Source organism: Okeania sp. SIO2F4 (assembly GCF_010672385.1).
GTDB lineage: Bacteria > Cyanobacteriota > Cyanobacteriia > Cyanobacteriales > Microcoleaceae > Trichodesmium.
This window is the reverse complement of record NZ_JAAHGT010000277.1, coordinates 1-10,509: the sequence shown is the minus strand read 5'-3', so window position 1 is coordinate 10,509 and position 10,509 is coordinate 1. Positions and strand designations below refer to the sequence as shown.

At 38.8% G+C, this 10,509-nt stretch carries 18 protein-coding genes; all 18 read right to left on the bottom strand.

Annotation, left to right across the window (positions count from 1 at the left end; all coding sequences use genetic code 11):
- Window positions 1-403 precede the first annotated feature (403 nt).
- The 18 genes from rplO to rplC all read right to left on the bottom strand — a co-directional run bounded on the left by rplO (window position 404) and on the right by rplC (window position 10,023).
- Window positions 404-862, bottom strand: a complete 459-nt coding sequence (gene rplO / locus F6K22_RS18290) for a 50S ribosomal protein L15 (protein ID WP_293100748.1) — start codon at window positions 860-862, stop codon at window positions 404-406.
- Window positions 863-945: 83 nt separating this feature from the next.
- Window positions 946-1,479 carry a 30S ribosomal protein S5 gene (gene rpsE / locus F6K22_RS18285; RefSeq protein ID WP_293100745.1) on the bottom strand — a complete coding sequence of 178 codons (534 nt, stop codon included), beginning with the start codon at window positions 1,477-1,479 and terminating at the stop codon, window positions 946-948.
- Between the two features lie 51 nt (window positions 1,480-1,530).
- Window positions 1,531-1,893, bottom strand: coding sequence for a 50S ribosomal protein L18 (gene rplR / locus F6K22_RS18280; protein ID WP_293100742.1), 363 nt, complete (start codon window positions 1,891-1,893; stop codon window positions 1,531-1,533).
- Window positions 1,894-1,896: 3 nt separating this feature from the next.
- The gene (gene rplF / locus F6K22_RS18275) at window positions 1,897-2,436 is read right to left on the bottom strand and encodes a 50S ribosomal protein L6 (protein WP_293100739.1); all 540 of its coding nucleotides are present in this window, start codon (window positions 2,434-2,436) and stop codon (window positions 1,897-1,899) included.
- Window positions 2,437-2,511: 75 nt separating this feature from the next.
- Entirely contained in the window at window positions 2,512-2,913 is a 402-nt protein-coding gene (rpsH, locus tag F6K22_RS18270; RefSeq protein ID WP_293100737.1) for a 30S ribosomal protein S8, read from the bottom strand.
- A gap of 27 nt (window positions 2,914-2,940) precedes the next feature.
- The gene (gene rplE, locus F6K22_RS18265; protein WP_293100734.1) at window positions 2,941-3,486 is read right to left on the bottom strand and encodes a 50S ribosomal protein L5; all 546 of its coding nucleotides are present in this window, start codon (window positions 3,484-3,486) and stop codon (window positions 2,941-2,943) included.
- Window positions 3,487-3,520: 34 nt separating this feature from the next.
- The gene (gene rplX / locus F6K22_RS18260; protein WP_293100732.1) at window positions 3,521-3,889 is read right to left on the bottom strand and encodes a 50S ribosomal protein L24; all 369 of its coding nucleotides are present in this window, start codon (window positions 3,887-3,889) and stop codon (window positions 3,521-3,523) included.
- Window positions 3,889-4,257, bottom strand: coding sequence for a 50S ribosomal protein L14 (gene rplN / locus F6K22_RS18255; RefSeq protein ID WP_293100730.1), 369 nt, complete (start codon window positions 4,255-4,257; stop codon window positions 3,889-3,891). Before rplN ends, rplX begins: the two co-directional genes overlap by 1 nt.
- Window positions 4,258-4,383: 126 nt before the next feature.
- Window positions 4,384-4,632, bottom strand: a complete 249-nt coding sequence (rpsQ, locus tag F6K22_RS18250) for a 30S ribosomal protein S17 (protein ID WP_293100727.1) — start codon at window positions 4,630-4,632, stop codon at window positions 4,384-4,386.
- Window positions 4,633-4,876: 244 nt separating this feature from the next.
- A complete protein-coding gene (gene rpmC, locus F6K22_RS18245) occupies window positions 4,877-5,125 on the bottom strand; it encodes a 50S ribosomal protein L29 (RefSeq protein ID WP_293100725.1) in 249 nt (82 codons plus the stop codon).
- Window positions 5,126-5,128: 3 nt separating this feature from the next.
- A complete protein-coding gene (gene rplP / locus F6K22_RS18240; protein ID WP_293100723.1) occupies window positions 5,129-5,542 on the bottom strand; it encodes a 50S ribosomal protein L16 in 414 nt (137 codons plus the stop codon).
- Window positions 5,543-5,677: 135 nt separating this feature from the next.
- Window positions 5,678-6,406: a 30S ribosomal protein S3 gene (gene rpsC, locus F6K22_RS18235; protein ID WP_293100720.1), complete on the bottom strand. Its 729-nt coding sequence runs from the start codon at window positions 6,404-6,406 to the stop codon at window positions 5,678-5,680.
- Between the two features lie 50 nt (window positions 6,407-6,456).
- Window positions 6,457-6,813, bottom strand: coding sequence for a 50S ribosomal protein L22 (gene rplV, locus F6K22_RS18230; RefSeq protein ID WP_293100718.1), 357 nt, complete (start codon window positions 6,811-6,813; stop codon window positions 6,457-6,459).
- A gap of 35 nt (window positions 6,814-6,848) precedes the next feature.
- Window positions 6,849-7,124 (bottom strand): 30S ribosomal protein S19, encoded by a 276-nt coding sequence (gene rpsS, locus F6K22_RS18225; protein ID WP_293100715.1) that lies wholly within the window; start codon window positions 7,122-7,124, stop codon window positions 6,849-6,851.
- A 134-nt stretch (window positions 7,125-7,258) separates the two neighbouring features.
- Complete coding sequence (gene rplB, locus F6K22_RS18220; RefSeq protein ID WP_293100712.1) at window positions 7,259-8,122, bottom strand: 50S ribosomal protein L2; 864 nt, start codon at window positions 8,120-8,122, stop codon at window positions 7,259-7,261.
- A 233-nt stretch (window positions 8,123-8,355) separates the two neighbouring features.
- On the bottom strand, window positions 8,356-8,661 hold the full coding sequence (locus tag F6K22_RS18215; RefSeq protein WP_293100710.1) for a 50S ribosomal protein L23: 306 nt from the start codon (window positions 8,659-8,661) through the stop codon (window positions 8,356-8,358).
- Complete coding sequence (rplD, locus tag F6K22_RS18210) at window positions 8,651-9,289, bottom strand: 50S ribosomal protein L4 (RefSeq protein ID WP_293100707.1); 639 nt, start codon at window positions 9,287-9,289, stop codon at window positions 8,651-8,653. Before rplD ends, F6K22_RS18215 begins: the two co-directional genes overlap by 11 nt.
- A 50-nt stretch (window positions 9,290-9,339) precedes the next feature.
- On the bottom strand, window positions 9,340-10,023 hold the full coding sequence (rplC, locus tag F6K22_RS18205) for a 50S ribosomal protein L3 (RefSeq protein WP_293100704.1): 684 nt from the start codon (window positions 10,021-10,023) through the stop codon (window positions 9,340-9,342).
- Between the last annotated feature and the right edge of the window lie 486 nt (window positions 10,024-10,509).

Below are 10,509 nucleotides of genomic sequence, written 5' to 3'. Positions count from 1 at the left end.
CAGAAGTAAACCTATTGTCACTAGCAGTCGTCCTCGTAACCCTGCTGCTTGGGCCATCTGCAAGAATGTTTCTTGAGCAGTTGGTGACTTCTCTCTACTAATGTCCATATCTATTTAAGATTTGATTTTTTATATTTTTGATTTTAGCAAAGTTGGGCAAAATCCTCCGCGTCCAGATATTTTAGTTATTTTGTCGTCAACCGCTACCTTGGGGGAACCCCTATGGGGAACGCGGAAATCAAAAGTAGGCTCCCATTGATAAATCAAGGAACTTGCCAGACAGAAGATCAATCCGGGAACTTGTATTCAGTTGATTTTTTTTTGCTCACTAAGAAATTTTTTTTGCAGACTGTCGCTATAACCGTTAACTTTTGACTTTAGTCCACCTTAAAAAACTAAAAGTTTATTTTTTGTCAGATCCAATTTGTTCACAGCTACCACCAGCAGCTTCTATTTTGCTCCGAGCTGAAGCTGTAAAACCTGCGGCATGAACTTTGAGTGCGACGTTCAAATCTCCATTTCCCAGAATTTTAAGTGGACCATCGTCGCTGGTAATAATTCCAACTTCCATTAGGGAAGCAAGAGTTACCTCTGTATTAGCTGGCAATGATGCCAACTTACTCACATTTATAATCGTGTATTTTTTCCGATTTACTATCGGAAAACCTTTTAATTTTGGCAAGCGACGATAAAGTGGATTTTGGCCACCTTCAAAGCCTGGTCTGGTGCTGCCACCAGACCGAGATTTTTGACCGCGCATTCCTTTACCACAACTTGCACCTTGACCAGCAGAAATGCCGCGACCTAGTCTAAGACCACGCTTTTGGGAACCTTTTTTCGGAACTGCATCTTTTAATCGCATATTTTTTAATTTTGTTAGCTGTTAATTTACCATAAGAAAATTTAGGTATTGATTCCCAAATTAACCACTATTATAGTTTGGGATTAAGCATATAAATTTTCTATAGGTACATCTCTCTCTTGAGCTACATCTGCTAATGTTCTTAAAGCATCTAAAGCGTTAACAGCAGCTCTGGCATTATTTAATGGATTATTAGAGCCTAACTGTTTGGCTAGTATATTCTGAACACCTGCCAGTTCTAGAACTGTTCTGACAGCTCCTCCCGCAATAACTCCTGTACCTGGTGCTGCTGGTCGCATCATTACTTTGGCTCCCCCTCCAAAACCATCCACCCGGTGAGGAATAGAATTAGATTTGGTGAGTGGAACTTCTATGATATGTTTTTTTCCATCGGCCACTCCTTTCTTGACAGCACCGATAACATCTGCTGCCTTACCCACTCCTACACCTACTTGACCACGCTCGTTGCCTACTACGACAATAGCCCGGAAGCTCAGGTTCTTACCACCTTTAACAACTTTGGTGACTCGGCGAATTTGGACAACTCTTTCTTGCCATTCACTTTCTTTCTCTTTTGTACGGCTGCTTTTTTTCCGACGTTGTTGTTGCTCTGCCATAGTTTTTACCTCTTGTCAAGTTTATTGTTTATTTGTGTGACTTTTAATTACTTAGAAGTCTAACCCAGCTTCACGAGCTGCCTCAGCTAAAGCTTTGACACGACCATGATAAAGATTCCCTCCACGGTCAAAAACTACTTGTTCTATTCCTTTTTCTAGCGATCGCTTGGCAATTAATTTGCCTACTTCTATAGAAGCATCACAGTCAGATCCCGATTTAATATTTGATTTGACTTCTGGTTCTACAGTTGAGGCTGCAACCAAGGTATGCTGTTTAGTATCATCAATTACTTGTGCATAGATATGCATATTTGAGCGAAATACTGATAACCTAGGACGTTCTGGTGTTCCAGACACCTTTTTTCGGACTCGGCGATGTCGCTTTCTAATTGAATCTTGACGAGTGTATTTCATTGTTTATTTTTTACCTGACTTACCCGCTTTGAGTTTAATCATTTCTCCGGCATAACGAATGCCTTTACCCTTATATACTTCTGGTGGACGGACAGCACGAATTCGTGCTGCGGTATTTCCCACCAATTCTTTATTAATACCATTAACAATGACATTGGTATTATTTTCCACCGCCATCTGAATACCTTCAGGAGCAGGCATTTCGACTGGCTTACTGTAACCCACGTTTAATATCAAAGTCTTGCCTTGAACTTGGGCACGATAACCTACACCTTGAATCAATAGTCGCTTTTCATATCCTTTAGATACACCTTCGACCATATTGGCAACCAGGGTGCGACAAAGACCATATCGCTGACGTGCCCGGCGAGAATCATTTTGTGGTTTAACAATGATAGTTTCTTCTTGTTGTTCCACTGCTATCTCAGGTGGCAATACCCTAGAAAGTTCACCTTTAGGACCTTTTACTGTTACTTTTTGACCCTCAATGGTAATGGTTACTTTCTTCGGTATTGGGATTGGAAGTTTACCAATTCGTGACATAACTTCTTTTTATATTAGGTTGCTAGCTGTTTTTTGTTTTGCTTGATGAATAGCTATTTATTCATGTTGGTTATATTACCAAACATAGCAAAGAACTTCTCCGCCGATGCCTCTTTTTCTAGCTTCTCTATCAGTCATAATTCCACTAGATGTAGAAATAATAGCTATTCCTATTCCACCTAAAACCCGTGGTAATTCTTTCCGATTTTTATAAACCCGGAGTCCAGGTTTACTAACTCGCTTCAAATATCTAATGATAGGTTGGCGATTTTTTCCTTTGTATTTTAAAGAAATTACTAAGTATGTCTTAATACCTTCGCCTTCCTGTTCAATTTCACCAATAAAGCCTTCTTCTTTCAAGACTTTGGCAATACTGCGAGTCATCTTTGTTGCTGGAACTTTTGTTGTTGTATGTTGCGCCATGCAAGAGTTGCGAATTCGCGTCAACATATCAGATATTGTGTCGTTAGCCGCCATTTTTTCCCCTTTTCTTTAACTCTTTAGTTAATTACTCTGGAAGGGCATTCCCATTTCTTTAAGTAGGGCACGGCCTTCTTCATCACTATTAGCTGTGGTAATAATTGAAATGTCCATTCCTCGAATTTGATCGATACTGTCATATTCTATTTCTGGAAAAATCAGTTGTTCTTTGATGCCTAAACTATAATTGCCTCGACCATCAAAGCTTTTAGGATTTATGCCTCGAAAATCTCTAATTCTAGGTAATGATAAATTAATTAGTCGATCTAGAAATTCATACATTCTTCCAGAACGTAGAGTGACCATAACTCCTACTGGCATTCCTTGACGAATTTTAAAGCCAGCGATCGCTTTCTTTGCCCTAGTTACTACTGGTTTTTGACCTGTAATTGTAGCCATTTCCTTCACGGATGAATCTAAGGCTTTGGCATTTTGAGATGCTTCCCCTAAACCACGATTAACTGTTATTTTTACCAGCTTTGGTACTTGGTGAATATTTTTATACTTAAATTGCTCCATCAGTTTAGGAACAATTTTTTCATGGTAATATTTCTTTAGTCTTTCTGCCATAGTTTTGCTTATTAGTTGAAGAATTTACTTGAGTTTAATCAATAATTTCTCCTGTTTTTTTGAGCTTTCGTACTTTACGACCGTCCTCTGTCAATGTATAACAAATACGACTAGCTACTTTTTCTTTGGTAGAATAGAGCATCACGTTAGAACTATGAATTGGAGCTTCAACAGTGACAATCTTGCCTGATTCTCCTTCTTGCTGAGGTTTAACGTGCTTTGTTTTGACGTTAACATCTTTAACTACCACTTTACTGATTTTCGGCAATACCTGGAGGATTTCACCTACCTTACCTTTATCTTTTCCAGCAATTACTTGAACTGTGTCACCTTTCTTAACGTGAATTTTATAGCGTACAGGTTTTCCCCTGGCGGTCATCAAGGGTTTTTTCTTTCTAGACATTACAGTACCTCCGGTGCTAGGGATACAATTTTAGTAAAATTTTTGTCTCGTAATTCACGAGCCACTGGGCCAAAAACACGAGTACCACGTGGGTTGCCATCCTGGTTAATGATCACTGCTGCGTTATCGTCAAACCTAATGCTCATACCACTATCTCGGCGCAGACCTTTTTTAGTGCGAACAACAACAGCTCTAACTACATCTGACTTTTTCACAGCCATATTAGGAGATGCGTCTTTAACTACACCTATAATTACATCACCTATGCGTGCATAGCGACGATTTCCACCACCGATTACACGGATGCACATTATTTTGCGGGCACCGCTATTATCAGCGACATTTAATACAGTTTCTTGTTGAATCATGGTGGTTTTTCTGAAATTTCTAGATGTTTATGCCAAACCAATTTTATTTCTTAAGTTTAGTTGGGATTTTAATGTTGTTAACTTTAATAGTTTCAATAGTTTTACTAAGACTAATAAAACCAACCCTCAACTAACCTTAGAACTAATTATTTCAGTAAGTTGCCAACGTTTAGTACGACTCATCGGGCGAGTTTCTGTAATCCGAACGCGATCGCCTTCGTTACATTTATTTTCTTCGTCGTGAACTTTATATTTTTTAGTTTTAACAACTGTTTTACCGTACCTAGGGTGAGCAGAGCGGTTTTCTATTGCTACTACTATTGTTTTGTCCATTTTGTTGCTGACAACTACCCCCACTCTTTCTTTTGCTGCCATAATTTTCCTTCTGCTTAATAAAACCAATATAAAACGTCACAAACTGACATATTAATGTTTACTTCCTGCTTCTACTGAGACCGTTGGCGGTTACTCATCCACAAGCATTGACGGGTCTTGCCCGACCGCATTTCTCTATTTTATGAGTTAAAAGTGTTCTTTATTTTTACCCTATAAATAAAATTCTTATAAAGTGTTAACAATAAATATTTTACTAACTGTAACACCTATTATTTTTTGATTTTTACTCAGGGTTTTCTACTGTTTCAACGGTAGTAGAAGGTTCTGCTTCTTTAGCTAATTCCCGTTCTTTTTCTATTGTTAATAACTGAGCCAGTCGATGGCGGTTATGCTTGAACAGGTGTGGTTTTTCCATTCTTCCTGTAGCTTTAAGGATGCGTAAATCGAACAAGTCTCGCTTAATTTTAACTATTTCAGCAGCTAGTTCTTCATCACTCAATTCCCTAACTTCTGCTATTTTCGGGAAAGGCATAAACTAATCCTCCTCGCGTACAATAAATTTTGTCTTAATTGGCAATTTAAATGATGCCAAGCGCATAGCTTCGCGAGCTATTTCTTCTGCCACCCCGCCCAACTCAAACATAATACGACCTGGTTTAACCACTGCAACCCAGTATTCAGGGGCACCTTTACCAGATCCCATACGAGTTTCTGCTGCTCGCATTGTGACTGGTTTATCTGGAAACACACGAATCCAAATTTTTCCACCCCTACGGATATAACGAGTCATGGCACGACGAGCAGCTTCTATTTGACGGGAAGTAATCCAAGAAGGTTCTAATGCTTGGAGTGCATATTGCCCGAAGGCAATGGTATTGCCACTATTTGCATTACCTCTCATCCGTCCACGTTGCTGTTTCCGGAATTTAGTTCTTTTAGGACTTAACATAGTCTACTATTTTGCTGTTGACTTAGTATTTTCTGATGTAGCATTAGCCAGGGGGGTTAGCTGAACTTTAGAAAAAAAGTAGTCATAATTAAGAATTAAACTTCTGACTTGTGACTTCTAACTTCTGACTTCCTTTCACCCTTCGTTAGACCTGTCCTCATATTGTTGACGACGTTTTTGTTGTCTACGTTTTGGTTGCCTTTCTTGAGCACTAGCAATTTCTTCCTGACCGGGAATTATTTCTCCTTTGAAAATCCAAACTTTAATACCGAGGATACCGTAAATTGTTTTAGCAGTACAGTAAGCATAATCGATATCAGCTCTCAATGTATGCAAGGGTACACTACCTTCTCTTGTCACCTCAGTCCGAGCAATTTCTGCTCCGTTGACTCTTCCACTAACTTGTACTTTAATGCCTTCTACACCAGCTTTTTGCGCTCTAGTTATAGCTTGACGTACAACTCGGCGAAAAGATACCCTTTTCTCTAGTTGTTGAGCGATGTATTCACCAATGAGCATGGCATCAGTGTCTACTTTTGTGACTTCAACAACATTGATTCTGATTTGACGGTTGCTACCCAAAAGTTTTTGTAAGCCTACCCTCAAAGAATCAATTCCTGCACCACCTCGACCTACTACCACACCTGGTCTAGCGGTGCTAACTTCTAAATCAATCTGCTCTGCTTTCCTCTCAATTCTGATTTGAGAGATGCCTGCATTTGCAAGAGTTTCCTTCACATATTTACGGATTTTGTGGTCTTCTTGCAACAGGTCTGGGTAGTTCTTAGCATCAGCGTACCAGCGAGAGCGATGCTCTTGGGTAACACCTAATCTAAAACCAATTGGATGTATTTTTTGTCCCATTAATCTTTATCGAATGTTTTAATCTAAATCGATCCAATTCCTCAGCTTACTTAATCAACTAAAGGCGCAACTGCGACTGTAATGTGACAAGTAGGCTTACGAATTTTGTAAGCACGACCTTGAGCACGGGGTCGATAACGTGGCAAGCAAGGTCCTTGGTCGGCAAAAGCTTTGGATATAACTAAGGTTTCTGGATCTATTCCTTGGTTATGCTCGGCATTTGCTGCTGCTGAACGTAATACTTTACGAATTGGAACACAGGCTCGGTATGGCATAAATTCCAGGATGATTAATGCTTCCCGGTAAGAAATGCCACGAATTTGGTCAAGTACCCGCCGTACTTTAAACGGAGACATTCGGATATAACGCGCTATTGCTTTTACTTCTGTACTGGTATCTACAGGCATACCTTTTCTCCACTTATCAATTCCAAATTTTGAATTTATCTTTTTGACTTTCTATCTGAACCGTGACCCCGATATGTCCTAGTCGGTGCAAATTCACCTAATTTATGACCTACCATCTGATCGGAGATGAAAACAGGAACGTGCTGACGTCCATTGTGTACGCCGATCGTATGACCCACCATATCAGGAATAATGGTTGAAGCTCTTGACCAAGTTTTAATTACCTGTTTTTCATTTTTAGCGTTTAAAGCTTCTATTTTTTTCAACAGATGGTCTGCGATGAATGGTCCTTTTTTTAATGAACGAGACATAATTGAATTTATGGTTGATTTAATACAATTAAAATTCGACAAGTTAACAAGAGTTGCCAAACTTCTTTGCTGTGGGAATGATTAAAGTTGATCCCAATATTTTGGTTAGATCGGCAATTAACCACAAACAAGTTTTAGCCCTGTCTACCACCTTTGCCTCGTTTCGAGGATTTACGCCGACGTTGTACAATTAAAGCATCACTCTGTTTTTTCTTCTTACGAGTTTTCATACCCAATGCTGGTTTACCCCAAGGAGTAACAGGTCCGCTTCTACCAACTGGTGCCCGACCTTCACCACCACCATGAGGGTGATCTACTGGGTTCATCACACTACCTCTAACGGTTGGTCTCTTACCTTTCCAGCGATTACGGCCTGCTTTACCTAGACTAATATTTCTATGCTCGATATTGCCTATTTGGCCTAGAGTTGCGTAGCAGCTTGCTCTGATTTTACGGCGTTCACCAGAGGGGAGTTTGATTGTTACATACTCACCTTCTTTTGCTACTACTTGAGCTACAGCCCCAGCAGAACGCGCCATTTGTCCTCCTTTGCCAGGAACGAGTTCTATGTTATGAACATCTGTACCCAAGGGAATTTGACTTAGAGGTAAGGCGTTACCAATTTCTAGTGGAGCATTTATCCCAGCGGTAATTATTGCACCAACTTTTAATCCCACGGGATGTAGGATATAGCGTTTTTCTCCATCTTGATAATGTAGGAGTGCTATTCTGGCGTTTCGGTTAGGATCGTATTCAATTGCTGCTACTTTAGCTGGAATATTAAATTTGTTACGATGGAAGTCGATAACACGATATAGTTTTTTACTACCTCCGCCTCGGTGACGACAGGTTATTACACCACGGTTATTACGACCCTTTTTTCTATGTTTGAATTTTACCAGAGATTTTTCTGGTGTCGAGCGAGTTACTTCCGCGAAGTCGGAAACACTATGTTCTCGGGTACTTGGTGTATAGGGTCGGTAGGAACGAATACCCATAATTTATGATCTATGCCAATATATTTTACAGATTAATTGCTTTAAATTGCTCAGAGATTTTTTATCAAAACAATTGGATTTAAAACCCCGCATTTTAATCAGTTATCAGTTATCAGTTAAATATCTTTTATAGTTTGACCCCACGTAAGTTGAAGTAATAATTTAAATTCTGTTTTCTTACTTCAGAAATCCCCGTGATAAAAACAAATTCTGACTTCTGACTTCTGACTTCGTTATAGGTCTGGGAACAGAACTTTCCTAATAGGTTCTCCATCTTCTAGGGTGACAATAGCTCTTTTATATCGAGGTTTAAAACCCATGAATTTGCCTACTCTGCGTTTTTTTCTTGGTAAGTTTAGGGTATTTATACCTGTTACTTTTACCTCAAATAACTGCTCAATTACTTCTTTAATCATTGGCTTTGTTGCCCTTGGATCTACATCAAATGTATATTGATTTAGCTCCATTAACCTAGTAGCTTTTTCTGTAACAACTGGGTTTTTAATAATATCTACTAAGTCTCGTGAATCAAGTTTCATCTCCGTAGACCTCCTGAATTTTGGCAATTGCTGTTGCAGTCGCTATAATTTTGTCTGCTCCTAGAATATCGTAAATATTTAAATTGTTAGCTAGGATTATTTTCAGCTTGGCAACGTTACGACCTGATAAATAGACGTTTTCTTGTTTCTCTGGTAAAACCAACAGAATTTTTGCTTCTGGATCTACTCCCCAACGAGCGATCGCTTGCACCAATTCTTTTGTTTTTGGTTTTGTGAATTCTTCGGCAAAGTCTTCTATAACTGTTAAGTCTTCTGAGCGACTTTGGAAAGCAGTGCTTAGTGCTAGACGTTTCTCCTTACGGTTCATTTTGTGGGAATAGTCTCTTGGTTTAGGACCAAAAATTACACCACCACCACGCCATAGGGGTGAACGGATCGAACCTGCTCTTGCTCTACCTGTTCCTTTTTGCCGCCAAGGTTTACGACCACCACCTCTAACTTCCGATCTTGTTTTGGTACTAGCTGTTCCCTGGCGGTTATTTGCCATTTGTAGTCTTAGAGACCTGTGCACAACATGAGCGGCACTTTCTTCTTTCGCTACTCGTAAGTTGAGAGTTGTTTCCCCTGTTTCTTCACCTTGCCAGTTTTTTATGACACAATTAACCATTTTTATTTCTCTATATCTTTGTTACTCAGCTTTTTTCTCAAAAATTTTCTCTATTTTTGACCGACTATGTTTGCTGGAGCAATACTAACTAATGTGCCTGGTTTACCAGGAATACTTCCTGTAATTAGCAATAAGTTACGTTCGTTATCTATTCTTACTACTTTGAGTTTTCTAGTAGTGACTCGCACGTTTCCTAACTGCCCTGCCATTTTCTTACCTGGATAAACACGTCCTGGAGTTGTTCCTGGACCTGTGGAGCCTGGTAAACGGTGGTTTTTGGAACCGTGAGCCATTGGTCCACGTCTAAAGTTATGACGTTTTTGATAACCTGCAAAGCCTTTTCCGATACTTTTTCCTGTCACATCAACAAGTTGACCTGCTTCAAATAGATCGACTTTTATTTGTTGACCTAATTCAAAGTTACCTGTATTTTCTACTCTATATTCTCGTAGATGACGTAAAGGAGTACCGCCTGATTTAACCAAATGGCCTTGTTGAGCATTAGTTAAATACTTATTAACTTCTTTTGGTTCTTTTGTATTTAGTTTACGGGTTTTATTTTTGGCTTCACCATATCCAATTTGAACTGCAGTATAACCATCTGTTTGTTCAGTTTTGATTTGGGTAACTACACATGGTCCAGCTTGAACAACTGTTACAGGAATTGCTTTTCCAGTTTCAGCTTCAAATACTTGTGTCATGCCTAGTTTTGTGCCAAGGATACCAACTGCCACTGTCGCTCTCCTTTATTTTTTTATGCACTACAACAATATTTATTAATTGAAATAAATCGTCATTTTTATTATTCAATGACAAATTTATATCCAATCCTAAATAATACTATAAAAGTATATAGATTAATATAGACTGTTTATTTTTATTTCTCCCGAATACTCAATACTAAACTTAGGCTTGATTTTCTGGGAATGAGTTTTACTTTTGACACCAAATGTATCAATTTTTTTTGCATCAATCCTGAATATATTGAATAAAAAATATATTCAATATATTCAGGATTATGCTTGTTTTTTTCTTTGATTTAAAGTCGTCGAATCTAGATAAATTCAGGAGCTAATACTTAGCAAGAAAATATTTTATCGTCTGTTGAAGACGACATTTACTTATGTTGCTACGCTATTATTCTTTTTAGCTTTTCATCTTTAGATTTATCTAATTCCGATTCTATGGTCGCTAGGACCTGAGTAGCAAGCTACTCAAGA

Bases quoted from the DNA above. Each gene is read 5' to 3' on its own strand.
- rplO (WP_293100748.1), bottom strand. From the start codon at position 862: ATGCGATTAAAAGATGCAGTTCCGAAAAAAGGTTCCCAAAAGCGTGGT.
- rpsE (WP_293100745.1), bottom strand. From the start codon at position 1,479: ATGGCAGAGCAACAACAACGTCGGAAAAAAAGCAGCCGTACAAAAGAG.
- rplR (WP_293100742.1), bottom strand. From the start codon at position 1,893: ATGAAATACACTCGTCAAGATTCAATTAGAAAGCGACATCGCCGAGTC.
- rplF (WP_293100739.1), bottom strand. From the start codon at position 2,436: ATGTCACGAATTGGTAAACTTCCAATCCCAATACCGAAGAAAGTAACC.
- rpsH (WP_293100737.1), bottom strand. From the start codon at position 2,913: ATGGCGGCTAACGACACAATATCTGATATGTTGACGCGAATTCGCAAC.
- rplE (WP_293100734.1), bottom strand. From the start codon at position 3,486: ATGGCAGAAAGACTAAAGAAATATTACCATGAAAAAATTGTTCCTAAA.
- rplX (WP_293100732.1), bottom strand. From the start codon at position 3,889: ATGTCTAGAAAGAAAAAACCCTTGATGACCGCCAGGGGAAAACCTGTA.
- rplN (WP_293100730.1), bottom strand. From the start codon at position 4,257: ATGATTCAACAAGAAACTGTATTAAATGTCGCTGATAATAGCGGTGCC.
- rpsQ (WP_293100727.1), bottom strand. From the start codon at position 4,632: ATGGCAGCAAAAGAAAGAGTGGGGGTAGTTGTCAGCAACAAAATGGAC.
- rpmC (WP_293100725.1), bottom strand. From the start codon at position 5,125: ATGCCTTTCCCGAAAATAGCAGAAGTTAGGGAATTGAGTGATGAAGAA.
- rplP (WP_293100723.1), bottom strand. From the start codon at position 5,542: ATGTTAAGTCCTAAAAGAACTAAATTCCGGAAACAGCAACGTGGACGG.
- rpsC (WP_293100720.1), bottom strand. From the start codon at position 6,406: ATGGGACAAAAAATACATCCAATTGGTTTTAGATTAGGTGTTACCCAA.
- rplV (WP_293100718.1), bottom strand. From the start codon at position 6,813: ATGCCTGTAGATACCAGTACAGAAGTAAAAGCAATAGCGCGTTATATC.
- rpsS (WP_293100715.1), bottom strand. From the start codon at position 7,124: ATGTCTCGTTCATTAAAAAAAGGACCATTCATCGCAGACCATCTGTTG.
- rplB (WP_293100712.1), bottom strand. From the start codon at position 8,122: ATGGGTATTCGTTCCTACCGACCCTATACACCAAGTACCCGAGAACAT.
- F6K22_RS18215 (WP_293100710.1), bottom strand. From the start codon at position 8,661: ATGAAACTTGATTCACGAGACTTAGTAGATATTATTAAAAACCCAGTT.
- rplD (WP_293100707.1), bottom strand. From the start codon at position 9,289: ATGGTTAATTGTGTCATAAAAAACTGGCAAGGTGAAGAAACAGGGGAA.